Below are 25,294 nucleotides of genomic sequence, written 5' to 3' on the forward strand. Positions count from 1 at the left end.
ACGGCCCGGCACTGCCCGCACCCCCCATCACCGCTACTGAGGTTTTCACCTCGAGGTGACGGCCGTGGAGTAAGGCGGTCAGCCACGTGCGCACGCTGATCCGTGCGCACGTGGCTGGGGGTGTACGTGCTGGGTGAACGCGGTTTGGGGCGGGTGCTGGAAGACCCGATCACCCTGCCCTGGCCGAAAAATGGCCCATTCGTCGCTGTTGGCACGCCGGGTGCAGCCGCCAGTCTGGGCGGTCCACGACGCAGGACGTGTGCACCGTCCCGCCCGGCATTCACGTGCCGTGACGGCCGCCTGGACCCGGCCCCTGTCCCGGCGGCGCACGGATGCCCCGGCGGCAGGCCGACGCTCACGTCCTGGCCGGGCACGGGCGAAGCCCGCACCCGCGTCGCGGACACACCGCGCCCGCGGGGTCGCAGGGGCCCGCCACCGGGCGCCGCACGGAGAGGGAACTGTCATGAGCACATCTGCTCTGAGTCGACTACCGGGCGCCAGAGTGCGCCACCGGCTCGCGGTGCTGTTCTCGGCCGCCGTGCTCTCCACCGCCGGCCTTGCCGCCGCGACTGGGCCGGCCGAGGCCGCCCCGGCCCCGACGGCCGAGGTGGCCGTCACCAACACCGCCTATGTCGCCAACATCGACTCGGACAACGTGTCGGTCGTGGACACCGCCACCAACACCGTCACCGCGACCATCCCCCCGTCGGCAACGACCCCGTCGGCGCCACGGTGACCCCTAGGGCGTGTCCGACGGGTCGCGTGACCGTCCTGGGTACTGGTCGTTTGCTGTGGCTCCGGCGATGATCCGCGGGGCAGTTCTTCCCGGTCTGGAGACTCCCGGGAACCATGGAGAGGTCGGTGATCGGGGGAGGTCAGGGTTTCCAGGGGAGGCGGAGGGCTTCGAGGCCGGGGTTGTTGAGGAGGGCTTCGATCAACGGGGTGGGGCCTGCGACCTTGGTGCCGTGGAGGTCGAAGTGAGTGAAGGTGACCCAAGTCCGGTCAGCGGGCCAGATATTGGAAGGGCTGCATGCCATCAGGTCGGGATGGTGGTAGAGGCTGTGGGCGTCGCCCAGGCGGCCGGTGAGCACCGCGGGGACGTGGTAGTAGAACATGTTTCGGCAGAAGTGGACCAGGCAGCGAGTGTCAGGGCCGTCCGGGCTGTGCTCAATGAGTAGGTCGATCAGCCGGTGCCAGGTTTCCCAGTCGAGGCTGCCTTCGTTCGACCACAGGATGTTGTCCGGCCAGCTGTGGTCTTTCGAGCGCCATGAGCGCAGTTGGTACCGGTCGGGATAGGAGCCTTCCTCGACGATCGCGTCGCCGATGCGTTCGGCCAGCTCGGACCAGCGCACGCGTTGCCAGTCAGGCCCGGGATGCGCGGCCCAGTCCGTCTCATCGTCGCAGTCGTTGGCGCCTTCCGTGCCGATCGCAGCGTCTGTACCAGCCGGAGTGGCCGGGCGTCGCGGGTCCTCGTACATGGCGTGCAGGATCCAGGCACTGTCAGGGTGAGCCGGTGGCTCGAAGCCAAGAAGGCCGTCGTCACCGGAGAGTGCGGCCAGCCAGCGCGTTTCGGTCTCGGCGGGAACGCGTGCCCAGTTGGCGAATGACGCAGCCTCCTCGGGCGTCAGGACCCGCGCAGCCCTCTCGGCCTTATCCGCCGCGAGGATGCTCCGCAGTGCCGGAGGCACCTCGGCCATGTCGGGAAGGCTGTGGATATCTTGCATCTGGCCATTCTCTCAAGCCGCAGGACTCGCCCGGCGACGGTGTCGGTGAGCCGGCAGATCGTGTCTGGCGGCGGCATCTGCTGGTCGCGGACGTCAGGGTGTCGAAGCCACCTATCGGACAGGCCCTAACGGCAGCACGCTCTACATCACCAACTACGCCTCCGCCTCGGTATCGGTGATCAACACCGCCACCAACACCGTCACCACCACTGTCCCCGTCGGCACCCAGCCGTTCGGCATCGTGGTGACCCCCAACGGAAACACCGCCTACGTCACCAACAGCAACGACAACACCGTGTCAGTGATCAACACGGCCACCAACAGCGTCACCGCGACCGTCCCCGTCGGCAACCACCCCGACGGGGTCGCGGTGACCCCCGACGGTGCCCACGTCTACCTCGTCAGCCAGAACAGCAACACGGCCACCGTGATCGCCACCGCCACCAACACCGTCACCGCCACCATCCCCGTCGGCGCGATCCCGACCGGCATCGCGGTCTCCCCCGACGGCAGCCGCACCTACGTCACCAACGCCAACGACAACACCACTTCGGTGATCAACACCGCCACCAACACCGTCACCGCGACGATCCCCGTGGGCGCCTACCCCTTCGCCGTCGCATTCGCCCCAGTCGCAGCCGCCGCAGACCTCGCCGTGTCCGTCACCGCCCAGCCGCACCTGGGCATCCTGGTCCCCTACCTCACCTTCACCCTGACCGCCCACAACACCGGCCCCAGCGCCGTCAGCTCGGCGACCATTACCGCGAGCCTGCCGCCGGGCGCCTCCGCGACGAACCTGTCCGCCGGATGCACCACCACCAGCGGCACCGTCACCTGCACCTACGGCGCCATCGCCAACGGCGCCAGCACCGCCAAGTCCTTCAGGATCCCGCTCAACCTGCTCTCCCTGGGCCAGGTCAAGGTCACCGCCGTGCGCACCGCCTCCGCACCCCATGACCCCAACCCCGCCAACGACACCGCATCCGCCACCTGCACCGTCGTCTCCGTCATCCTGGCCACCTGCCCCTGACCCGGCACCACCCCTACCTGCCCGGTGGGCCGGGGGCTGAGGCGCACCGGGCACCCTCTCCTCGAAGAGTCGGCCGGTCGGCTGGTTGCGCACCTTGATGCGGATATCGGTCTGCCCCACGGCCGCTGGCGTAAGGAACGGGGGCAGCCACCCGGAGAGGCGGCTTCCATTCTGATCCTGATCACGGGGCCGTTGCCGGCCCCTTGTCGCCCATCACAACCAGCGGGATGACGGAGCTACGGTTGTCCGCCACGCCCCGTACCGGCCCACCACGGCCAGCCTCCACCCCATGAAGCCCCAGCCCCATGCAAGTTCCAGTCGCTCCATGCAGATCCACGGGCAAGGCCAAGCTGACCTGGCCGAGGACCGCCGATCCTGGCGACACCGTCATCAACTGCCCCTGACCCCATAGCGACAACCGTCACACACGCATAGCACCAGCACCACAGAGCCGCGGCCACCAGCACCACAACGCCCACCCGGAGGCCGCGGCTCACCCACACCCCCGCCGGTCTGCCCCAGCTCGGCAAGTCGCTCCAAAGGAACCAGGAGCTACACCCATCAAAGTTCCCGTGGACTGCCAGTCGTCACTCAGCGCTCCGTGGACGGCCAGTGCGCCGTCTGCGGGCTGGCCGCAGGGGGCATGCCGCTCCCCGCGCCCTCATCAGAGCGCACTCAAGGACCGTTCACGAGCAACCCGGGCCCTGCCGCTGCCTCTCAATGAGGCGGTAGACCTCCCGGGCCACATACCGCTTCAGGCAACGGATGATCTCCCGCCGGGTCTTCCCTTCCGCCACCCGCCTCTCGTAATACGCCTGGGTACGCGGGTCCCAGCGCAGCCGAGTCAGCACGATGCGATACAGGGCAGCATTCGCCTGCCGGTTGCCGCCACGGTTGAGCCGGCGATGGCATCTGCTGCCCGAGGAGTACTCAACCGGGCTTGCCCCGCACAACGCAGCGAACGACGCTTCGCCGCGCATTCGCTGAGCGTTGTCCCCGATGGTGATCAATAGAACGGCGGCGCTTTCCGGTCCTACCCCTATAGCGCCGAGCAGTTCGGGGTAGTGCCGCTCGATCAACGCGGAGAGGCGCTGCTGCAGCCCCTGGGCCTGCACGAGGAGCTGCTCGATGCGCTGGGCCAGCGCGCACAGCGTGAACCGCGTGGCCTGCAGCACCGGATCTGCTGCCCCGTCATCCTCGCTGAGCCGGGCGCAGGCGCGAATGAGTGCACGACGCTTCAGACTCATCAGCTCTTCCCGCAGTGCAGGATCAGCGGTGACCAAGATCGCCTTGAGCTGGTTCGTGGCCTGGGTAGAGGCTTTGACAGCAGAGTCCCGGGCCGCCTTGTACATCCGGGCGATCTCGAGGGGGCCATTGCCCGCCTTGGGGCAGGAACGCGCACGACCGCTGAGCACGACACGGGCCGCGGCCTCCGCATCGCGGCGATCGGACTTACCATGACGACGACGCGCCGCACGGTCAGGTCCAGGGGCCTCGTACACGACGAAGCCCCGCGACAGCAGATACCGGGACAGGGCCGCACCGTAGCTGCCCGCCCCCTCCACTCCGGCCCGGCGAACAACGCCTAACTGACCTGCCCACTGGGCGAGTTCCCGATATCCGGCCGCGGTGGCCGGGAAACTCTGCACAGCAAGGACCTGACCCGTCGTGGAGACAGCGGCGGCCACATGAGCATCTCGGTGCGTGTCAATACCAAGAACCACCTCCTCTGGATCCAGAGGGGGGTGCTGCTTGGCAGGAGTAGCGCCTGCACAAACGATCACCATCACCACCTTCGATGGCTGCGCGCCTGCGCGGTCACTGGCCCGGAGGGGCGGTCATCGGTGACACAGTGCATATTCCTTACGCAGGACCATCCTCCAGACACACGCTCCGGGCCGGTGCCCATCCATACCGCCCAGCCCCGAGGAACGACAGGGGGATCGAAGGACACATCCGTTCAGAAAAGTCACGAGTCAGATCCCGCAACAGGGCAGTACTGGTGCCACTATCCCCGGCCGATCCCGAAAGGGAGCCGCTGTTCCACTTCACGTGCGGGCCAACGGAAGTCCCCCCGCGGCCAGGCGCCCGGAATGCTGCGCCGGTGCGTAATGGTGCGCACACCACTCGCAGCAGCCAAGCTACGAGGCGATATCCAACTGGGCCACGTCCGGCGTGCCGAACAGGTCGTCAAAGTGACGGGCTCCCTGGGTGGAGATCAGAAAGTACGGGGCACCTGATCCCGCACTGCTGTGCGGCCCTTTCCGTCCCACGACGAGCACATCGTACGGCGACCGCACATCAAGGCCATCGAAGACGTAGTAGACCGGAAGCTGCATCCAGGCAACGAGCTGCAAATGCGCAACCACTGCAGCCCGTTTGCCTGCTGGCGGCACCCCAACTCGAGCCCGGATACCACCTCATCAGCCTGGAGCTCGGCGGAGACCCCAACGCCCCCGCAGCTTCTCGGTCCACGGTCACCAGGGCTTTGACCAACGCGGGACCATCGCCGCGTGCACGGGGGTGGTCCAGGGCCGTACCCTGCGGGTCCGCGCTCGCCACCTGCTCCCCACGTACGCGGGGTGTTGCCTACCGTCGGGGACTGACAATTGCTGAACGCGCCCTGGCCATGACGCCCTCGCACATGGCGAGCAACCGTCCCGGCCCGCGCTGCGGGCCGGGATCGTCGGTCACCTGCCCTCGGGGTGGCTGCGTGTCTGAGTCAGCTCGAACATCTCATCGGAGTAGCGTCTCGCGGCATTGCCGACCTTCCCCAACTGCTCGCGTTCCCCAGCCGGTCCTGGCGTGCGGAATTTAGCCTCGTCGTAGAAAAAGCGGCCGACCTCATAGACCAGCTCAGCACGAGCAGACGCATCGCCAAAGAAGTCGTCGGGCAGAACCGTCTCTTCGCGGTGACGTGGCCGGACGGCAGCACCCTTTGTAGGCCAGGGGGCGTTTCAGAGTGCCCTTCGGCGTCGGAACGCTGAGCCGTCGCGGACGAACAACAGCAGGATCCCCAGGGCGACCAGGAGGCCGACGAGGATACCGGTGCGACTGCTGGCAAAGCCTAAGACGCGGTCCCAGACGCCGACCGGGGTGGCCTTCGCCGTGTCGCCCAGCCAGACGGTGCCGTCGGCCGCCTTCGTCGGCTGGTGTGCGGATTTCTGGATGGTCTGCGGTAGTCCGGGCGCCAAGCGGTTCATGTCTGCCGAACTGAGTCTGCTCGGGCTCAGCTTGCTGAAGTCGACGCCGCCGGTCCGCATGGTGTACGTCACGACCGTGTCGCCGACCCGCGTGGTACGCGAGTAAGTGAACGCCCCATCGCGGATGGACCGCACATACGCGTCGTAGACCTGCTGCGGCCGCCAGCTCCCCTCCAGGGCCGCGGGACCTATCTCGCCGGAGCCGATCAACTTGTCGAACGACGTGGCCTCCCCCTTGTCGTGCCGGTCACGGATCCACTGGGCCACGACGCGGGCCAGGAACGCCTGGCGCAGCGGCGCGTATTCAGGTGCCGTGTTCACCGCCTTCGCGATCCTGGGTACGACCATGTCCTGTTCGACCTGCGCGTTGCGCGCCGTCTCCTGCGGGTCGGCGTTGCAAGTGGTCTGCCCGAGGCCGGCCACCTTCTCGGGTTTGGCTTTGACGTCGAGAGTGGCTTTGAGGACATAGAGCGAGGAGCCGTCCTGACGCACCTCGACGGTGCCGGGAACGATCCACATGCGCGACGAGTAGCAAGTATGGCCGCCTGAAATGCCGAGCCGCCTCCAGTACTCGGCTCCGAACTCGGTCTTGGGGTCCAGCAGTTTCCCCTCGGTCTGCTTCATCTGCCAGTCCGCCTCCAGCAGGGCACGGCCGGTATCGGTGCGGCCCAGCTGTGCGTCGATGATGCGGTCCGGCTCACTGGGATTGAGATTGACCCAGAACTTGTCCGGGCTCAGCGCCAGCCACGTCCGCAGCGCGCCCATGCTGTCGGTCAGCGCCTGACGCCCGGTGCGGGGATCGCTGATCTGTTCGCCTGTGGCAGCCTGTCCGGAGAAGGCGTACTGCACCGCGGAGTCGCCGTCGTCGGAGAGGTAGCGCAGCTGGAGGCTGGAGAGGTCGATGCCCCCGTTCTGCTCCGTGCCCAGTGCCCCGGCCAGACCCCCCTCGCTCTGGCCGCAGGGCGCGGCCATCAATCGGGAGGTGGAGTTCATCGCCTGCGGCTTGTTCACGGGCGTGCACGGGGCGGTGAGGCCCACCTTGTTGAGACCCTTGTCGATCTGCTCACCGGCATGCTTGTTGTAGGCGGTCTCCAGCCGTTTGTTGAGGCGTCTCCATATACTGGCGGCAAGCTTGGCCTGATCGGTCCTGTAATCGTCCCAAGGTGTTACGAACAGGCGCTTGGGGAACGTGTAGCCCCACTTCGTCATTTTTGGGCTGCATACGTTGCAGAAGCCGCGCTGGCCGGCGATACCGGCGCCAGCTTTTTCCTTCATCATCTGGACGGCGTTGGTGATCTCCGCGCGTTCGGCGTCGGTGTGCGCGATGTGCCGCAACGTGTTCGTCATGGTGCGCTCGAACCACTCGTTCATGGCGTCCTCCGAGTGGTAGTCCTCGCCGTGGCTGCCGGTGGCGAGTTCCAGGACCTGCTCGTTTCCATAGACGTCCACCGCGGGCGTGCCAAGTTCCCCCAACAGGGCGTCGTTGGCGTAGTTCTCGGCGTCGAGCGTGCTCGCGGCCAGCGCGTACTGCCATGCGGGCTTGGTGGTGGGCGACACTATCTCTTCGGACAGTCGGCCCATGAACTCGCGGTAACGCTCGCGCACCCACGCCGGGAGCTCGGTGTCCTTCTCGATCCAGGAAAACTTGAAGTACGCCACCTGGGCGTTCGGAGCACCCTCCACGTGAAGTCTGAGTCTTCGCATGTTCAGGTAAAGCGCCTCACCGAGAGGATTGCCAATGATCTTCTCTTCGGCCAGCTCCTTGAGTTCGTCGTTCGTCGGGGACTTACCGACCGCAATCAGGAGGCCGTCGTCGCCGGGCTGGGGAGAGGGCTCTGCCGCGGCCGAGGCGAGATGTTCTCCCGGTACGGCGGCGGGGGCGAGGGTCATGAGCAGGGCGGCGAGCAGCACGCCGAGGTGCGAGAGGCTACGGCGCATGAGTGTGCTCCCCCACCGGCGGGACGATGCCGGTGGCCGCGAGGTACTCGGTGAGTACGGGGGCCGGGCCTATGGTGAGGTCCTCTGCCTGCCGGTCGCTCATCTGCCGCTCGGCCCGGCGGACGACAAGCGCGCCGGCTGCGGACAGCGCTCCTAGGGCCAGTACGGCGACGGCGACGGCGCCGGTCGCGGAGGTGGCGGCCGAGCACGCGCGGTGCTGTCTGAGGTCCTTCATCGACACGGACGGCTTGTAGCCGACTCCGATGCTGCAGGCGGATGCCGTGGGCGCGGCCGGGAGTACGACGCCGAGCGCCAGGACCACGACCACGGCCAGTCGCGCGGCGAACCCGCGTGCGGCGCGCCTCACGGCTGCACCATCCTGCGCTCGCCCTTGGCCCGCATCACCTGTGCCCTCAACTCGACCCCCTCGCTTGTCATTTCGGAATCTCCTTCGGCGACCCAGCCGGCCAGGTCCAGTTGCGCGGACTGCAGGCGGTGCAGGGACCATGCCGTCCGCCGTCCGTGGATGCGCCACGTGCGTACCAACGTCCACAACCTCAGGGCCGGAGAGGCCAGCACAGGGGCCTCGACCGGTGTGACGGGCCCTGCGGGCGCGCCCTCGGCTGCCAGAGCGTCCCGCAGCTGGGTGGCTCGGGTCCGCAGCCCCGTCACCAAGATGGCCACCGCGATGGCCAGGAAGGGGAGTTGCGGCAGCAGCCAGAAAAAGGGCGACGCCACCAGTGTGTCCAGGGTGCTGCCCGTCTCGACATGCTCACCCACCTGCCCGGCCAGCCAGCCCGAGAGCGTCTCGGCCCCGGCCGAACCCCCTATGCCGGCCAGCAGTCCTGCCGCGACGGGCCTGCCGCGCAGCCGGGCTCCGGCAGCGGCGCCGAGCCCGGCCCCGATCAGGGCCCCGAACGTCACCTGCCCGCCCAGCACACCGATGGACTGACGGATCCAGTACTCAAATCCGCCGGTCGGCCCCAAGAACGCGCCCAGGCTGCCGTAGATCTTGATGAAGAGGATGCTCTCGACGAAGTTGTAGCCGAGACCTACCGCCGCACCGAGGACCAGGCCCGTCACGGCATCGGTGACGCGATGGCGCAGCAGCATCAGCAACAGGGCGACGCCGCCCGCGATGAGCAGCCCGTTGGCAACGCTGAGATGCACGACCAGCAGGTCCATCGTGTGGCTGAGGCTGGTAGTGAAGCCGCTGAGGTCCGTCGTTCCGGCCTTGGGTCCCAGGAAGCCGTAGGCGGTGCCGAACGCCAGGCTGGTGTAGGCGCGGCCGAGACCGAAGACAATCAAAGCGCCCCAGGCGAAGGCCAGGAGCAGCGCGGTCCATGACAGCCGCGCAAATCGCACGGTCGCACGCAGCAGGAGCAGCACCAGGACTGTGCTCGGCAGGCACAGCAGGGTGACCGGGAAGTACGAGATCACCACCGTCAAGGGGATGAGTCCGAACGGCAGCAGCAGGCAGCCCAGAGTGACCCAGGTCAGGACGATCGCGCGCCGTCCGTCCCGTTCCGCGGTCCTGCGGCGGGTGAGTGCGGCGAAGATCTGAACCGCCGCTCCGGCCGCGATGCCCGCGATCACCGCCCAGAACACGAGGCGGGGCGTTGACAGCAACCGGCCCAGCGATCCGGACGAGCCCGGGAGCCGATAGAAGATGGACAGAGCGGGCTCGTCCGGCAACAAGTGCGGCCGGATCAGATTGAGGACCAGCTCGATCAAATACAGCGCGATGGCCAGCCGCGCGATCAGCAGGGCTCGGCTCCGCAGCAAAGGGTCGTCTCTCATGGTCAGAAGGCGCCGACCACTCACGAGCCACCTCCGGACAGACCAGGCAGGCCAGTCGGCAGATCCGTCGGGAAGTCCGTGGGCAGACCGGTAGGGAACCCGGAGGGCAGGCCGCCGACATCGGGAGCGGACGGCAGGGGCGGCATCGACGGCAGCGGGGGCAGATCGGTCGGCAACCCCGACGGTGTCGGCAGGTGTGGCACCGCCGTTTCGTTGGCACCGCTCACGTCCACCGCGAGCACCGCGCAGAGCAGTGCGGCACCTAGCGCACCCGCGGTAACCAGCAACCGCGTCTGCCGCGCTTCATGAGTAACCAACCGATCCTCCATCCCCCGTTGAACCGTTCGCGTCCTATGAACCACCAAAAGTTGTCCGCGTTCAGTCACGCACAGGGAGGCGGGGCAGGGAACCCGGAACGATCCGGAACGAAGGTCGCATGACTCATTCCCGCCACACCGAAGACTGGTGTATCTGCAGACGAAGGCGACCACGATGATCGTCGACCGATGGCGACGCGACAGGCACCGGCCGTAAAGGCCCCACCTCGGCGGGAGCGGATCCTTCGATCGAGCGGACTGTGCCCCCTGACGACACGGGAGTTGGGGAGCAGGCGGTAGCTCCACCGTGTCGCCGTCCCTGGGGGTTCCGCATGCCTGTCCGCCGCATCGCCGCCACCACTGCCTCACTGCTGCTCGCCGTCACGGCGGCGGGCTGTTCGGGCGGTACATCCTCCGACAGCGGGAAGCATCCAGGAACGCCCCATGGAAACCTCTTCGCACCTCCAGGCACCAGCGCCACCATCACGTCGGAGGTCTTCGTGTCCCAGCGTCATGCGCGGCTGACGCCCATCCACTACGCGACCCGCTACGGCCAGCATTCAAATACGCGCTGATCTGGTGAAAGCGCTGCCAGGCGGAGGGATCGGGCCGCGGCCCAGGGTGAAGTGCAGGGCCGGGCGGGCAGCTGGGCCGAGTTGCACGGGGCCAGGTCGGACAGAGCGCGGCGAGCACGTTCGGAGCCGAGATCTGGCGTGCTGAGGCTTCGGATAGGAGTGCATCCGCTGCTTCCGGAAAGGAGGGTTTCGCCCGCCGGGATGCGGCCCGCGGAGAGGAGAGGGCTGTTCAGTGCCCGCGATGTTCACCGCCATGACTCCGGGCAAGCCGGCGGACGGCCAGAAGTCCAGGGCCGACATGGCCACCGCCTGCTTAAGCGGTCGTGGCTTGTCGGCTGGCTCGTCCGCCCCTCGTTCATGCGGCCCCGAGTGGGTTAGCGAGTCTTCTTCTTGTCGAACCAGATGGTGGCCGCTGTGGGCACAAGCCCCGCCCAGAACAGGAGGCGAGGTGCGGGCAGGCTTGTCCAGGGGAGTCCGGCAATCAGCAGGGCGCACAGCGTGGCCCAGCTTGATTGGGCGGCGGCGATGCGGGCCCAGCGGCCGCGGCGGATCAGCGAGCGGACGTTGAGCTGCACGCCGCCTCGGAGCTTGCGGTAGCGGCGCCAGGCCCCGAACGCCCAGACCACTGCCATGATCACGATGACCCACAGGCGCTGGCCGATGGGGAGGGGCAGTTCGGGGGCGGGCCGGTCATCCGAGGGGAACAGGTTGACCATGGCGCCCGCCACGACCAGGCAGAGCAGGGCGAGCCATCGGGTGCCGCGCAAGAGGCGGTAGGTGGCGCGGTCGAGTTGCTGCTGCATGAAGGGGTGGTCAGGCTGACCGGCGAGTGCGTCCGCGTACAGCTCGGCGGCCCGGGTGGCACTCACGCCCGGTGCCTGTGCGGCCTTCTCCGTCTGGCGGGTGAGGGCCCCGGAGTGAGTGGGATCGATGCGGAGGATGGCCTCGTCGAGTTGATCGGAGACGGTGCCGTTGCCGCAGGTGCTGGCGATGAGTTGCGCGACTTCGTGGGCGTAGATGTTTTCGGGGCCCAGGCGCAGTGCCTCCATGGCCAGGTCGGCTGCCTCGCGGGAGATGCGATCGGTGTCGCTGAAACTGATTTTCCCGGTGCCGGTTGCCTGGGCGTGTCGGACCACGGCAGTCCGCCACACGGCGTCGGCGAGCATGGCACGAGGGTAGGGCTCGTCGGGAGCCACCCGGACCGCCTCCCGCAGTACGGGTTCGACGTCGAGCCAGCCCCCGTTGCGCACCATCGCCTGAGCACGCAGCAGCAGGGCACCGTAGTCCGCGGGAGCCAGTCTGAGGGCCTCGTCGGCCGCTTCCATGGCCTTCTCGGGCTCGTCCGCGTGCAAGTGGCAGTAGCTGAGCTTCACCCAGGCGCGTATGTCGCCGGGGTCCTCCGCGAGATGGCGGCCCAGCAACTCCAGGGCCTGGTCATGGCGTCCGAACTCGATCAGAGCGTGGGCCCGTTCGACGGCCCGGTCCAGCGCGGTCACAGCTTCCGCTTCTTCTTGAGGTAGGCGACCAGGTCGTCGTACATGCCGCCGTCGTTGGCGTACATCGCGACGTTGCGCGCCGCGGCGAACCACGGCTCCGTCGAGGGCACCGTCTGCTTCGCAGCATCCAGCAGGTCCTTCATGCCGATCATGCGGACGACCCCGGTGCGTACCGAGTCGAGGAGCGCTGATTCGGCTGCGGACTCGCACAGGTGGGCCAGGTCGGCGCCGGACAGGCCGTCGGTCAGCTTGACGAGCTTGCCCAAGTCGACCTTCTCGATGGGACGTTCGCGCAGGTGGTAGCGGAGAATCGTCTCGCGTGCCGGGGCGTCGGGCGGCAGTACCAGGAGCGTGCGGTCGAAGCGGCCGGGGCGGCGCAGGGCGATGTCGACGTCCCAGGGCACGTTCGTCGCGGCGAGCACGAAGACGCCCTCGTTGGCGGTGGCGTTGATGCCGTCGAGCTCGGTCAGGAGCTGGTTGACCGTGTTGCGCATGCCCGCGCTCTGCGTACGGCTGCGCTTGCCGCCCAGAGCGTCCAGCTCGTCGAGGAACACCACGCAGGGCGCCTGGCGGCGGGCTGTTTCGAAGAGTTCGTGCATGTTGCGTTCGGAGTTGCCGATCCACATGTCGAGCACGTCGTTGACCGACACCGACAGGAAGCTCGCACCGAGCTCGCCCGCGACGGCTCGCGCCACGAAGGTCTTGCCGCAGCCCGGAGGCCCGTACAGGAGGAGGCCGCCGCGCAGGCTCTTGCCGTACAGCTTGCGCAACTCGGGGTTGCGCAGCGGCGCGAGGAACGCAGCTTCCAGGCGGTCCTTGACCTCCTGCATGCCGCCCACGTCGGCCAGGCGCACGGTACCCGGAGCATCCACGTCCCAGGCCAGGGCGTCCTCGGGGTCGCCGCTGCCGTCGGTGGCAAGGGGCGCTTCGACGAACCGGGGCGGAATCACATCCTTGAACTGGTCAGCGGCGGCACCCCAGTTGAAGTCGGTGTCGAGGCCGGGCTCCGTGGGCGGGGTCGCCCGGGCCGGCGGAAGCACAGGAGCCGGCGCATCCGCGGAGGAGGGCACCCCCATGGCACGCGCCATCAACGCCTTGGCCTGACCATCGCCCGGCGCGTGCTGCAGCGCGACGGCCACCTCGGTGACCGCGGCGTCCTGCTGCCCGGCGTCCAGCAACAAGCCGGCCAGGTGCAGCCGCAGCGGTACGTCACCGGGTGCCGCCTCGACGGCCGTGCGCAAGCTTCGTATCAGGGGAGAGACCTCAGACATGCGCCCAGCCTACGGACCCGACCACCCTCGTCTCATCACGGGCCCTGCCGATCCGCTGACGACAGGAGTGCCGAGGAGAGCCACCTCCGCGCTCACGTGTTCCTCGCGGGCCGGCATCACGACCTCGTCGTCATGGCATGCGCGACGGCGCGTTCGCCCAACCGCACTCGACATGCGAGTAACTCCTCACAGCATGCGCCGTATACCGCGGGGGCCGGTGCTTCGCTGCCCGTCTCCGAGGTGTCCTAGAGTCGCCGCATGCGACGGAGGACAGGACTGGCGATCGCCGGGGCTGCGACGTTGGCCTGGGGTGAGTGGTTGAACTGGCGCTGGTCGCGAGCTCTCACGGGAAACAGCGGGGGCGATTCCGAGGCCGTGGCCGTGCTGGGCTACCGAAACCCCCAAGCAACGGCGAACTTCGTCAACCGCTGGCGGGTCCGTGCTGGAATTCGCTCCATCGCTGCCGACCGTGCGCGTGGCACTCGCGTGATCTTCAGCGGTGGTGCGACCAGCGGTGGCGTCGCGGAGGCCCAGTTGATGGCTGACTACGCAAAGTCGGTGCTCGCGTTCGACGGCACCGTGCTCCTCGAAGGGTGACCATGCCGGTCAGGCGGCCCGCCGCGTCACGGATGACGGCAAGCCAGGCGCGATAGCGGCACAGCAGTTCGACAGCCCCGGCGACGCTGTCGGAGGGGGCCAATTCGGCCACCGGGCGTGCCAGTTCGCGCGCTTATGGCGCCCCCGCAGGCGCGGGCCCCCAGGGCGTCGCGGGCGTGCACCGAACCGACAACCCCGTCGCCGTCGCGTACCAGCAGCCGCTGGCGGCCGCGGTGGCCAGGACGGTGTCGACATCCGGGTCTGCGTAGACGGTGGTGATCTCCTCGGCGGGAACCTGAAGGTCGGCCGCGGCGATCTGGGGTTCGGTGAGGGAGCGGACGATCAGCGCGACGTCGTCCTCGCCGACCAGGCCGAGGCGTTCGGACTCCAGGCGGCAACCGCCCTCGCCATCGGCAGCCCGATGGCTCCCGAAGTCTGCTGGCCCACGACTCCACCGCTCACCCCCAGACCAGCCAGGGCTGAAAGGGCCGTTCATGAGCAACCCGGTGCCGGACGCTGCCCCTGGACGAGGCGGTAGACCTCTCGGGCCACATACCGCTTCAGGCAGCGAATGACCTCGCGCCGGGTCTTGCCTTCCGCCACACGCCGCTCGTAGTACGCCTGGGTGCGCGGGTCCCAGCGCAGCCGGGTCAGCACGATCCGGTACAGGGCAGCATTCGCCTGCCTGCCGCCACCACGGTTGAGCCGACGATGACATCTGCTTCCCGAGGAATACTCCACAGGACTCGCCCCACATAATGCGGCGAAGGACGCTTCACCGCGCAAGCGGTCGGCGTTGTCCCCCATGGTGATCAACAGAACGGCGGCGCTATGCGGCCCGACCCCCGCCACGGCAAGCAACTGGGGGTAATGCCGCTCGATCAACTCCGCGAGGCGCCGCTCCAGTTCCCGGGCCTGCACGGTCAGCTGCTCGATGCGCTCAGCCAACGTGCGCAACGTGAACCTCGTAGCCCGCAGTACAGGATCGCCACCCGCGTCATCGTCGCCGAGCTTTACGCACGCGTGGATCAGTGCTCGACGGCTCAACCCTGCCAGCTCTTCCCGTAGTGCCGGCTCGGCGGTGACCAAGACCGCTTTGAGCTGATTGGTGGCCTGCCTACAGGCTTTGACGGCGGAGTTCCTGGCCACGTTGTACATGCGGGCAATCTCCACCGGCCCGTTCCCTGCTTTCACACGGGAGTAAGCTCGGCCACTGAGCACGGAACGGGCGGCGGCCTGTGCGTCACCCTGATCAGACTTGCTGCGTCGACGGCGAGCTGAACGGCCCGGTCCGGGGGCCTCGATCACGTCGATTCCCTGGGACAGCAGATACCGGGACAGGGCGGCCCCGTAGTTGCCCGATCCCTCCACCCCGGCACGCCGGACAACACCCAACTGGGTCGCCCATTGGACAAGTTGGCGATATCCGAGCGCGGTGGCCGCGAAGCTCTGTACAGCGAGGGTCTTCCCCGTCAGCGACATCACGGCGGCTACATGGGTATCCCGGTGCGTGTCGACACCAAGAATCACCTCGCCTGCATCCGCAGGACCGTTGCGGGAAACAGTGTTCGCAATGATCGTTCCTCCACCACCGTCAGTAGTTCCAAGTCAGCGTCACCACTGGCCCGGAGGAGCAGTCGTCAGTGACACAGTGCGCATTCCTCACGCAAGGCAGAGCTCTGGACACACTCCCCCGAGACAGTCCTGTGCCCACTGCCCTGCACCGGTGATCGACGCAAGATGGTTAGGACACTGCGGTCAGAGATGGGGTGTGGATCCTCTGGAGTGATGGTCGTGATCAAGCAGTGAGGCGGTACTCCTGCTGGTCGGGGCTGGGGTAGAGGCGTTGGTGTTCGCGGGCCGCGTGGAAGGTCCAGTAGTCCTCGAAGTCGCCGTTGGCGATCAGTGCGCGGAGTTGGAGGACGGCTTCGGCGCCGGTAAGTCCCCAGCGGGCGCCGGTGATGTCGAGGCGGTCGGCGACCAGGTGTCGGCAGGCGCCTTCGACGGCGCCGGTGGCGATCGGCCAGCCGGCCGCGAGGGCGGTGTCGTAGTGGAGTTGGTCGAGATGACCGGTGAGGTAGCGGGCGCAGGTGGTGACGGCGTCGCGGCGGGTGGCGGCAAGCTGTTCGGCGGTGGCCTGGGCGGTCATCTCCTTGGCGGCGCGGCCGGCGTGTCCGGCGAGGATCGCGGTGAGTTTGTCCGCGGCCCAGGTCTCGGCCTCGCGGCTGCCGACGGGATGGAAGGCGTGCGCGGCTGTCCATGTGTACTCGGCGACGTGCACGAAGTCGAGCAGGACGTGAACGGGGATGCCGCGGCGTGCGGCTTCGTTCTGGATCAGGTCGAGTTGATGGCGGGCGCCGTCGACGAGCACGATCCAGTCGCGCAGATACTGCGGGTCGCGGGAAGCGGCCTGCGCGAAGGCGTCAGCGACGACCCGTTCCGGAGGGCGGATCACCGAGGCGGTGCACCACTTCCGCTCCGCTTTCGGGCCCTGCCGGGGTGGCCGCATTTCACTGCGGCCACCGGGCGGGTGCACGATGTCGTGCGGTCGACGCGGGGCCGGGACGACATCGAAGACGCAGGCCACCGTCGCCATCCGTTTGCGGTTGGGCTTCTCGCCCGGGGCAAGACGCCCCCGCCGCCCGGCCGCAGCACTCTTGGCCGCGGCCCGGCGGGTGGCCTCGCGCAGGGCCTCGGGCCGGTGAGGTCGGCCCACGGGCGCGGTTCCGGTCTGTTGACCGGCCCGGTTCCCGTGAGCCTCCTCCCGAACCGGACTTGATCGTTTCCGATCATCCGGCTCTCCAGCGGTTCATGCCGTTATTGCGGCAGGAGGGTCAGCGTGGATAGCGTCATGGCACGGCGCACACACCACGAGGGTTTTGCGCCGCTTCATCGTCATAAACACTGCCCAGGCCGGTTGTTGAGGGCCTTCGGAGCTTTGGAGGTCGGCGAGTTTACGGACATGGTGTACTTGGATATTGTCCGTGCTCCCGCAGAGTTCACATTCCCCGTGGCGGAGCCGACGGATCAGCTCACTGCCCGTGAGGGTGCTCCGCACTGGACGGCGATCGATGATCTTCGCCGTACGCTGCCGTTTCAGCGGAATTCCCCCGAACGTCGCGACCAAAGGGTTCCGCCCTGGGCCGCGTTCGATGCGGGCTTGCAAGCAAGTCCGCAGTCCCTCAGGCGTCTCGACCTTTACCTTGTATTTTCGAGACATCTTGGTGACCTTGGAATTGTGCTTGTGGGCCAGCGTCTTAAGTAAGGAGGTCTGCATCACCCAGTGCAGTCTGTTCAGCCAGTGGACGTTGCTGGCGAGTAGGTAATACTGCACCATGCCCCTGTATTCGGCTCCGAACCTTGCCACGATATTGTAGTCGCTACGGTGCAGAAGCCTGGTCTGGGATGCGGGTTTGCCGCGTTCCATGTACTGGGCGCATTTGGTGGTGAGAACATCGACCGGGACTCGCAGTCCGATCACGCCGTTGACTGCCCGGTTTTGACGGGTAATCTGGTCATTGGCGTGCTGGGCGACGATGTGATAGCCGAGGAATCTTGCCCCCTTTCTGGCGTGGGTGATCAGCGTCTTTTCTTCTGACAGCTCCAGCTTGAGCTCGCCTTTCAGGAACTGTCGGATACGCTGTTTTATCTCCTCGGCTTCGGTGACGGGTCCGCTGAACCCGAGTAGGAAGTCGTCGCAGTACCGCACATACCGCAGTCGCCGATATCCGGGATCTTGTGGATTCCCGTAGGGGATACGGCGGCGCTGCTGGCGCAACTTGCGGAGAGCCAAATGGTCACCGCTTTGTTTCGCCTGTGCGATCGGCGAGTCGAGCCTCCGGTATGCAGGGTTGGCGACCCTGTTCTTTCCTCGGGTGTATCCGGGCACGAGAACTGTCTCGACGAATTCATCCAACCTGTGCAGGTAGATATTCGACAGGATGGGTGAGGCGATGCCTCCTTGTGGCGCGCCGGACAGAGTAGCGTGCCATTCCCAATCCTGAAGGTACCCCGCCGTGAGCATCTTGTGGATCAGCGCAAGGAACCGGCCGTCGTGGATATTATCGCCGAGCGCCGTAAGCATGACAGTGAAGTCCAGGCTCCCGAAGCAATCGGCGATGTCCCCTTCGATAAACCAGTGTGTTCCTTTCCAGGTTTCGGCGACCTCCCGCAAAGCGGTGTGGCAGCCCCGGCCTGGGCGGAACCCGTGTGAATGGTCGGAGAACTGGACGTCGTAGTACGCATCAAGCAGCATACGCACCACTTCGGCGACCAATTTATCCGACCAGGACGGTAGGCCCAGCGGACGCAGCTTCCCGTTCTTTTTCGGGATGAAAGTCCTCCGTGCAGGGCTGAAGATATAGCGCTCGTGGCGCAGAGCATCAATGATCTGCTCGATCTTTCCCAGTGACATACCGTCCACGGTTTCCTCGGTGACCCCTGGCGTCATCGATCCATGGTTGGAATAGATGCGTCCGTAGGCCATAAGGAATAGCTGCGGGTTGAATAATTGTCGATACAGTCGATCCAGCGGCAGGCCCTCCCTGCCGCGCTTTCGGAGGATATCCAGAACCGTTTGGGCGTTCTGCATTACGCATACCCCCACGGTTCGAACATCCGAACAGCCTGGCCCCCTTGGCCCTGTGGACGGCTTTCCCGCCCTCCCTGGCAGGACGTTACTCCTGCGACTACTACGGGGCCTCCGTCACCGTAGGGCACTTTGCCCCTTAGGTGATCCCGGGTACGTCCTCTGTGTACGTAACAGCGCGACTTAGGCATCCCATTCATCCCCTTGAATCCCTTCGTTAGGGATCGCCCCACGCTCTGGAGGTTGCATCGACCGTCATGCGGAGTCGTCGCAGAGCATGGCACCGGTTCCAGACGTCTTTCCGATGGGTGGGCGTATACACCTTCTGGGGATTGGGCTTCAACCAATCCAGGCTTTGCCATATCACGCGGGTCCCTCAGTGCACCGTCCCATACGTCTGGACCCGGCCACTGATTTTCTGGCATGCTGCGGTCCCCGTCACCTTTCGGCTTTGGGTAAGCCATTGGACCCAAGAACTTTCCTCCAAGTTCCTCCCGACTGAATCGGGAATACAACAGAGGCGCCTTACCGGCGCACCATCACCACACCCTTGCCGTCGACCTCGATGATCAGCGGCATCTCGCGGGTGCACGGAGTGGGGATCCTCGCCGTGTAGTAGGCGGCGATGTCGACCGCGGAGGCCATGACCAGTTCTTTGAGGCGGCGCTTGCCCAGGACCTTCCCGCACCGTCGCTCGATCGCTGCGGCGGCCTGGTCGAAGGAGCCGCGGACCGCTTCCAGGGCCGCGAGCCGGGCAAGGCCGCGGGAGTGTCGACCGGCGGGCAGTGACAGCTGGGCATCCGCCGGGTGCACGTTGGCAACACCTCGTCCGCGATGGGCGATCCGGCTCACGCGCACCGGGCCGAACACACACGTCAGCAGGCGGCGATGCCCTCGCTCCCGCCAGGTCCGCGGCTGTCCTTCCGGACCGAGGACGACCGGCTGTCCTCCCTTGTCCCACATCGCGTCCTCCTCCTTCCTGGCGCGAGAATCGAGGTGGTCCTGCATCACCTGCCGCAGCAGCTCGCGTCCCAACTGTTCAATCTGCACTTCGAGTTCGTCATGGGGCAGGCCGCCTGCCGGGCCCTCGGCCAGTGCCGAGATGAGGCGTTCGAAGGCATCGCGGGAGGCGAAGTACGGATCAGGTTCGGGTAAGGCGTCGTACTGTTCCACCGGGCTCTTCTTTCAGCAGATCCGATGTGGTTGGCACCCTCGAATCTACGGAGAAGAGCCCCTTGGTCACCGGGAGTTGGACCGGTCGATGCCCGGACCGCGACGTGCCAGGCCGAACCGTCCCGGCACGTCCTCGTCCAGCCACCCCCGCTCCACCAGACGCTTGAGCTTCACCCTCGTGCCCTCGATCTTCCCGGTCGTCGCCGGCAGCCCGATCCGCGGCACAATCTGCTTGGCCTGCAGCGGGCCCGGTGCGTCGGCGATGACCTCCATGATGTCCCGGTACACATCCGGCAGCACCGTTGTCACCAGACCCTCCCGCCAAGGCGGGACCATCATCACCGCCGCCCCGTGCGGCTCCGACTCCCGCTCAGGCTCCGCCGACACGACCAACTCGACGTCCATATCCGCGGCCGACAACTCAGCCAGCACCTTCGTGACGGTCTCCCGCGTGATCTCCAGCCGTGACAGGTCCTCCCGAGCCTTCTCCATCCTGAGGGCCAACTCCGCGGCCTCGGCCTGGAGTTCCTCGACACGCCGCCGAGCCGCAGCCTCCCGCGCCTCAAGCTCCTCCGGCAAAGACACCATGGCACCCCACCTCCACCTCGCCACGGTAGAAGCACGACAGCACCGCCCACGCGTCAATCAGCATCTTCCCAGCTCAGCTGTCCCTCGAAAGGATCCACACCCTACGGTTTTGGCCTCCTGCGTCGTCCCGGTGCGGGTTCCTGGCACTGCGGCGACCGCTCGTGCAGCGCCGAACGCACCAGGGGGTCGGCGATCGGCGCGCCGGGCTGAGCCGCCTCCCGGCGCAGCGCCTGGCAGGTGGGGCAGTTCTTCTTCACCCGTCTCTTCCCGGGGTGTCATTTTGGGTCGGGGTTCAGGCGTAGCCAGGCGGTGAGGGCGGCGTGCAGGTCGAGGACCTGGGTGCGGTTCAGAGGGGTGGGCTCGTTGTAGTGGAGGCGTACGGCGTCGGGGGTGATGGTGTAGCCGGCGTGGTGGTGGCGGGCGGAGAGCGGGCTGCCCTGGGCTAGGACCCGCAGGTACTGGTTGCTGCGCGAGTTGCCGGGGAGGGGGCGTTGCCAGGCGCGGGCGGTGGCCGGGGTGGGGCGGACCGGCTGGCCGATCGCCCGGTAGAACGCGCTGATCGCCTCTTCCAGGGGCCGTAGGCCGGAGGGGGCTGCGCCGGTGAACGCCTCGATCACCTCGGCGCTGGAGGCTTCGTCGACGCCGTCGTACAGGCGGACCGCGGCCGGGGCGATCAGGACCCGGGAATAGGTGTGCTGCTGACTCTCGTGCAGCCGTCGCAGCAGCATCACCGACTCCTGCACCGGATGGCCCCCCGGCTTGGACGGGAACCGGTTGACGTCGCGGGCACAGTGCAGCCGGCCGGCCATACCGAGCGCGCCGGAGCTTTTGTGGAGGAACCCGGCCTGGGTGACCACCGCGGTGATCTGACGGCCGGTTGTCTGATTCGCCCTGCGGAATCCGATGACTGCCAGTGCCATGCGCGCCCCCCCCGTGCGGTGTCTTGCGCCGATTCTGGACCTGCCCGACCGCGGCAGGTGCCGGTTTCGGGGAGCCGACCCGGATAGGTGGAGGCGCAGGCGAAGGCGAGCGCCGGGCACGCCTCGGTGTCGGTCAGGCCGTGGCCTGGGGCCATGCGTCGAGGGTGTCTCTCCGGCCGTCCGGATGCTGCTCCCACAGGCGGATCGTCGCTGTGGCAGGAGTGGTGCCGTACAGGCCGATCCACTCCCGGAGCTTGTGCTCGGCGGTGGCCCGGCTCGCCCAGGAGCCCTCGACCGCAGGGCCAACCGACCCTGTCGGGGCGAACCGGAGGGTGACGTGGAAGGTGTGGTCTGCCTGGTCCATGCCCGCACCGTACGTCCCGCCCCTGACAACCAGGCCCGGTCGGCATGGCGCAGTCCTGGCGGTCCGCTGCCGCCACGGACACCTGACTCGTCTCTTTGACCGGTCGCGCTGGCCAGCCGGCTGCGGGCCAGGCCCGGGGCCAGCCGACCCGACACCCAGTCCGGGCTTCGGTTACGTGTCGGTCAGGGGTGGGTGGGGGCGGTGTCGAAGAGGGGGTCGAGCGGATCGCCCTCGTGCCCGACGACGAGACAGGCCGCGGCCCACGGTCCCCGGGAGAGCTCCACGAGCCGGGCCAAGGCCGTTGCCTCGGACGGCAGTTTGGCCGGGTCGAGGCCAAGCGCCCGGGCCGCACGGTCGCGTCGCCGATCGAGGTCGGGCATGTCCTCCCGGTATTCGTCGGCGATGGCCCGGAGTTCTTCGGCCGTCCGACCGGGAGCGTCCCGCCACCACGGCACCGCGAGACACAGCCGCACCAACTCCGCCAGCCCGAGCGCGAGCGGGCCGGCCTCGCCGTCGAGGCTCACGTACACCACCGGGCGTTCCTCGCCGCCCTCGCCGACGAAGCAGAACGCGTCGCCCGAGCCCGCCCGTGCGAACTGCTCCAGCCGGGCCCCGGAGGTGTTCACCGAGGTTGCTGCAACGTACTGTGACCCGAGCAAGGGGGAGGGCCTGGGCCGTGTCGAGGCCCTCCCAGCCAGTCAGCCCGGCCGCAGCCAGTACGTTGTGCCTAGGCCGAGAATATGAAGGACCCCGTGCCCACGCCCAGCCCTTCCCAGCTATCGCAGCGCAGTGCCTTCTTCGACAATGCGAAGGTCATGCTGGTCGTGCTGGTTGTCCTCGGACACGGGTGGGAGCAGATCATCACGGTCGACGCGCCGGTGCTGCGGGCCTTGCACAACGTGGTGTATGCCTTCCACATGCCGGCGTTCATTCTGCTCTCCGGTTATTTCTCGAAGAGTTTTACCGGTCGTCCCGATCAGATTCGACGTCTCGTCACCGGAGTTCTTCTCCCTTATCTGATTTTCAATGCTCTCTATGCCGCTGCCTATTACTATCTCCGTGGCGCGCCTTTCAGTACCAATCCCGCCGTTCCTGTGTATCTGTGCTGGTTCCTGATTGCCCTGTTCCTGTGGCGGCTGACGGCTCCGCTGTGGAATGCGCTGCGCCACCCGGTTGCCACGGCCGTGGTCATCTCGCTGGCCGCAGGTGCCGTCGAGATGGGCCAGGAACTGGCCATGGCGCGGGTGCTCATGTTCCTGCCGTGGTTCGTTGTCGGACTGCGCATGCGGCCCGACCATTTCGCCCGGCTCCGCACGGCCGCTGCCCGCTGCTGCGCCGTCGTGGTCTTCGCGGTCTCCCTGTGCCTGGCCCGGGTGCTGTCCCCCGCTCCGAGTGACGACTGGCTCTCCATGTCCAGCGGATACAGCGCCCTGCACAGTACGCCCCTGCACTACCTCCTGGGGCGTCTGGCGCTCTTCGCGCTCAGCGCGGCACTGGTGGCTTCCTTCTTCTCGCTCGTGCCCGGCCGCCGCATGCGGATTACCGCACTCGGCGCGGTCACCCTGTACCCCTACCTGCTCCATGGCCTCCTTATCCGCGCGGCCGAGAAGGCGGGGGTCTTCTTGGTGTTGATGAACTGGGGGCCGGCAGGCACGGCTCTCCTCACCGCTGCCGTCGTCCCCATTGTCCTGTTTCTTTCCGCAGCACCCGTACGTGCCCTGGCCCGCCCCCTGGTGGAACCACGCCTGCCCCGCTGGCTGGCGAAGCCCACGCCCAGCCCTGCCCGGCGCGCCCGGCCCGAGGGCAGCCCAGAACCGCTCCCAACCCGCCAGGACCAGGCCTCGACCTCCCCCAGCTCCCCGGTGATGTCCGCGGACCGGTGACCTCGCCCCGGCACCGACAGCCCCTCACCGCCCGCAGCCCGCTCAGGCCTCCCACGGCCTCGCCGGGGCGTCGCTCCGGAGCCACCGGCCAGTAACACTCACTCCGCGCCAGGGGAGAGCCTTCTCCGAACGGGCCGCCCGCGCAGGAGCCGAGCCCAGGTCTCAATGACGGGCTGACTGGCGCAGACTTCTCCGCACTGGCCTCCGCACCGGCAGTGGTCGGCTATCAGGCCTGCAGGGAGCGCAGCGCGCAGCTGCTTCAACAGCCCTTCCGCGTGCCACTGGGTGATGGCCTGTAAGTCGCTTTTGTGCATCCTCAAACGAAGCTGCCGCACGGGTGTTTCATGGTCGGGTTTACGATCGGCGTCGGCTGTGGCGGTTGCGTGCTCGCAGTGCCCGCCTCTGATCCCCTGCCTTGAGGTATCCCACGTGACGCAACTCGTTTCTCCGTCCCTTCGCCCCCCGGGCGCGCAGACATCCGTCCTCCGCCGGGACCCCTACTACGACAATGCGAAGCTGCTGGCCGTCGTCCTGGTGGTCTGTGGCCACTTCTGGGAACCGCTTATCGAGCAGCCGGGGCAGCGTCACCTCAAAGCCCTCTATCTGCTCGCCTACACCTTCCACATGCCCGCATTCATTCTCATATCGGGCTACTTTTCACGGACTTTCACGGCGCGGCCGCAGCAACTCCGCCGCCTGGCGACCGGGTTGCTCATACCCTTCGTGCTCTGGGGCGCGTTGCTCACTCTCTTCAACAACACGTTCTCCGGCACGCCTACGAAGTGGCAGCCGCTCACGCCGGTGTGGATCACCTGGTTTCTGATCGCCCTCTTCCTGTGGCGCGTGTCCGCCCCGCTCTGGCAGACCCTGCGCACACCAGTGGCCATCGCCACCGCGCTCTTCCTTGCCGCCGGAGCCTTCTCGCTCGGTGCCCAGCTGTCCGTGACCCGTGTCCTGCAGTTCTTGCCGTTCTTCGTCATCGGCCTGACCATGCGGCCGTCCCACCTGGTCTGGCTGCGCGAGACCCGATGGGTGAAGGGAGCAGCCGTCACTGTCTTCGTCGTGGCGGGCGTCGCGGCGTACTGGCTGGCGCCGCGCCTCGGGGCGGGATGGCTGTACCGCAGCGGCAGCGCCGCTGAACTGCACGTCTCATACACGCACTGGCTTGTGCAGTCCGCTGCCGTCTATGCCGCTGGCCTCATCGTCACGGCAGCTTTCCTGGCTCTGGTCCCCGGCCGCGATGCCTGGTACACCGCGCTCGGCGCCGGCACCATGAGCGCCTTCCTTCTTCACGCCTTCATCCGCCAGGCGCTGGTCCACACTCACACCTACGACCACCGTGTCCTTCACCATCCGGCAGGCCAGGCCGTTCTCACGGCCCTGTCCATCGCTCTGGCTCTCGCGCTCTGCACCCGCCCTGTGGGGCGGATCATGAGGCCGCTCATCGAACCGCGCCTGAACTGGCTCTTCCGCCCGAACGGCACGCCAGGGAACCAGGTCCCGTAGAGGTACCCAGCCGCACCGCTGTCCGTGAAATGTAGATCTGTCCCCTATGGGGCAGATGGCGCGCGGGGCCAGAACCAGCGGGTCGGCTCAGCGACAGTCACGACCGAAGCCGTTGCAGGATCTGCGGGTGAATCTTGCGCCGGGAGTCGCATGCTGCACGGGCTGACAGCCGTCGAAGGGAACGTGAGGGTGTTCAGGGGCGGGAGGGCGGTGCCGGGTGGCCGGCGCGCAGGCGGCGGTACCACCACATGGTTTCGGCTTCGCGGTGGTTGAGGCTGCAGTCCTCCATACCGCACGTCTCCCGGTGGTTTTCAGCGGCCG

At 67.4% G+C, this 25,294-nt stretch carries 20 protein-coding genes and 3 pseudogenes; 6 read left to right on the top strand and 17 right to left on the bottom strand.

Annotated elements, in window-relative coordinates; translation table 11 throughout:
* The first annotated feature begins 463 nt into the window (after positions 1–463).
* Positions 464–736 carry a hypothetical protein gene (locus OHA17_RS00365; protein ID WP_406502920.1) on the top strand — a complete coding sequence of 91 codons (273 nt, stop codon included), beginning with the start codon at positions 464–466 and terminating at the stop codon, positions 734–736.
* A gap of 139 nt (positions 737–875) precedes the next feature.
* On the opposite strand, the gene OHA17_RS00370 is transcribed toward OHA17_RS00365, so the two are convergent.
* Entirely contained in the window at positions 876–1,724 is an 849-nt protein-coding gene (locus tag OHA17_RS00370) for a hypothetical protein (protein WP_406502922.1), read from the bottom strand.
* 64 nt (positions 1,725–1,788) lie between these two features.
* Here OHA17_RS00370 and OHA17_RS00375 point away from each other — a divergent pair, with 64 nt between their 5' ends.
* On the top strand, positions 1,789–2,754 hold the full coding sequence (locus OHA17_RS00375; protein ID WP_406510602.1) for a beta-propeller fold lactonase family protein: 966 nt from the start codon (positions 1,789–1,791) through the stop codon (positions 2,752–2,754).
* A 686-nt stretch (positions 2,755–3,440) separates the two neighbouring features.
* Here OHA17_RS00375 and OHA17_RS00380 read toward each other — a convergent pair.
* The 5 genes from OHA17_RS00380 to OHA17_RS00400 form a co-directional block, all read right to left on the bottom strand.
* Positions 3,441–4,541 (bottom strand): IS110 family transposase, encoded by a 1,101-nt coding sequence (locus OHA17_RS00380; protein ID WP_406510603.1) that lies wholly within the window; start codon positions 4,539–4,541, stop codon positions 3,441–3,443.
* Between the two features lie 354 nt (positions 4,542–4,895).
* On the bottom strand, positions 4,896–5,093 hold the full coding sequence (locus OHA17_RS00385) for a hypothetical protein (protein WP_406502924.1): 198 nt from the start codon (positions 5,091–5,093) through the stop codon (positions 4,896–4,898).
* 618 nt (positions 5,094–5,711) lie between these two features.
* A complete protein-coding gene (locus OHA17_RS00390) occupies positions 5,712–7,895 on the bottom strand; it encodes a hypothetical protein (RefSeq protein WP_406502926.1) in 2,184 nt (727 codons plus the stop codon).
* The gene (locus OHA17_RS00395; RefSeq protein ID WP_406502928.1) at positions 7,885–8,262 is read right to left on the bottom strand and encodes a hypothetical protein; all 378 of its coding nucleotides are present in this window, start codon (positions 8,260–8,262) and stop codon (positions 7,885–7,887) included. Before OHA17_RS00395 ends, OHA17_RS00390 begins: the two co-directional genes overlap by 11 nt.
* Positions 8,259–9,695: a PrsW family glutamic-type intramembrane protease gene (locus OHA17_RS00400; RefSeq protein WP_406502930.1), complete on the bottom strand. Its 1,437-nt coding sequence runs from the start codon at positions 9,693–9,695 to the stop codon at positions 8,259–8,261. The genes OHA17_RS00395 and OHA17_RS00400 overlap by 4 nt, the downstream gene beginning before the upstream one ends.
* A 649-nt stretch (positions 9,696–10,344) precedes the next feature.
* Between OHA17_RS00400 and OHA17_RS00405 the strand changes: the two genes are divergently transcribed.
* Positions 10,345–10,587, top strand: coding sequence for a hypothetical protein (locus tag OHA17_RS00405; RefSeq protein ID WP_406502932.1), 243 nt, complete (start codon positions 10,345–10,347; stop codon positions 10,585–10,587).
* Positions 10,588–10,961: 374 nt separating this feature from the next.
* On the opposite strand, the gene OHA17_RS00410 is transcribed toward OHA17_RS00405, so the two are convergent.
* Positions 10,962–12,083, bottom strand: a complete 1,122-nt coding sequence (locus OHA17_RS00410; RefSeq protein ID WP_406502934.1) for a tetratricopeptide repeat protein — start codon at positions 12,081–12,083, stop codon at positions 10,962–10,964.
* Positions 12,080–13,354 (bottom strand): ATP-binding protein, encoded by a 1,275-nt coding sequence (locus OHA17_RS00415; protein ID WP_406502936.1) that lies wholly within the window; start codon positions 13,352–13,354, stop codon positions 12,080–12,082. The genes OHA17_RS00410 and OHA17_RS00415 overlap by 4 nt, the downstream gene beginning before the upstream one ends.
* Before the next feature lie 258 nt (positions 13,355–13,612).
* Between OHA17_RS00415 and OHA17_RS00420 the strand changes: the two are divergent.
* A pseudogene (locus tag OHA17_RS00420) lies at positions 13,613–13,945 on the top strand (ElyC/SanA/YdcF family protein); the annotation flags it as partial.
* Positions 13,946–14,084: 139 nt separating this feature from the next.
* Here the strand turns inward: OHA17_RS00420 and OHA17_RS00425 are convergent.
* The 9 genes and pseudogenes from OHA17_RS00425 to OHA17_RS00465 all read right to left on the bottom strand — a co-directional run bounded on the left by OHA17_RS00425 (position 14,085) and on the right by OHA17_RS00465 (position 22,210).
* Positions 14,085–14,447 (bottom strand): hypothetical protein, encoded by a 363-nt coding sequence (locus OHA17_RS00425; RefSeq protein WP_406502938.1) that lies wholly within the window; start codon positions 14,445–14,447, stop codon positions 14,085–14,087.
* Entirely contained in the window at positions 14,444–15,481 is a 1,038-nt protein-coding gene (locus OHA17_RS00430; protein ID WP_406502940.1) for an IS110 family transposase, read from the bottom strand. The genes OHA17_RS00425 and OHA17_RS00430 overlap by 4 nt, the downstream gene beginning before the upstream one ends.
* A 268-nt stretch (positions 15,482–15,749) precedes the next feature.
* Positions 15,750–16,652: pseudogene (locus OHA17_RS00435) on the bottom strand (ISKra4 family transposase); the annotation flags it as partial.
* Between the two features lie 108 nt (positions 16,653–16,760).
* Positions 16,761–18,542: a reverse transcriptase domain-containing protein gene (locus tag OHA17_RS00440; protein ID WP_331721310.1), complete on the bottom strand. Its 1,782-nt coding sequence runs from the start codon at positions 18,540–18,542 to the stop codon at positions 16,761–16,763.
* 534 nt (positions 18,543–19,076) lie between these two features.
* Positions 19,077–19,712 (bottom strand): annotated as a pseudogene (locus OHA17_RS00445) (ISKra4 family transposase); the annotation flags it as partial.
* Between the two features lie 66 nt (positions 19,713–19,778).
* Positions 19,779–20,300, bottom strand: a complete 522-nt coding sequence (locus tag OHA17_RS00450) for a hypothetical protein (RefSeq protein WP_331721311.1) — start codon at positions 20,298–20,300, stop codon at positions 19,779–19,781.
* 275 nt (positions 20,301–20,575) lie between these two features.
* Entirely contained in the window at positions 20,576–21,220 is a 645-nt protein-coding gene (locus OHA17_RS00455) for a hypothetical protein (RefSeq protein WP_406502943.1), read from the bottom strand.
* Between the two features lie 133 nt (positions 21,221–21,353).
* The gene (locus tag OHA17_RS00460) at positions 21,354–21,584 is read right to left on the bottom strand and encodes a hypothetical protein (protein ID WP_406502945.1); all 231 of its coding nucleotides are present in this window, start codon (positions 21,582–21,584) and stop codon (positions 21,354–21,356) included.
* A gap of 182 nt (positions 21,585–21,766) precedes the next feature.
* Positions 21,767–22,210: a hypothetical protein gene (locus OHA17_RS00465; RefSeq protein WP_406502947.1), complete on the bottom strand. Its 444-nt coding sequence runs from the start codon at positions 22,208–22,210 to the stop codon at positions 21,767–21,769.
* A gap of 114 nt (positions 22,211–22,324) precedes the next feature.
* Between OHA17_RS00465 and OHA17_RS00470 the strand changes: the two genes are divergently transcribed.
* Positions 22,325–23,467, top strand: coding sequence for an acyltransferase family protein (locus OHA17_RS00470; RefSeq protein ID WP_406502949.1), 1,143 nt, complete (start codon positions 22,325–22,327; stop codon positions 23,465–23,467).
* A 429-nt stretch (positions 23,468–23,896) separates the two neighbouring features.
* On the top strand, positions 23,897–24,973 hold the full coding sequence (locus tag OHA17_RS00475; RefSeq protein ID WP_406502952.1) for an acyltransferase family protein: 1,077 nt from the start codon (positions 23,897–23,899) through the stop codon (positions 24,971–24,973).
* The last annotated feature ends 321 nt before the right edge of the window (positions 24,974–25,294 follow it).

This window comes from Streptomyces sp. NBC_00212, assembly GCF_045206365.1.
Classification (GTDB): domain Bacteria; phylum Actinomycetota; class Actinomycetes; order Streptomycetales; family Streptomycetaceae; genus Streptomyces.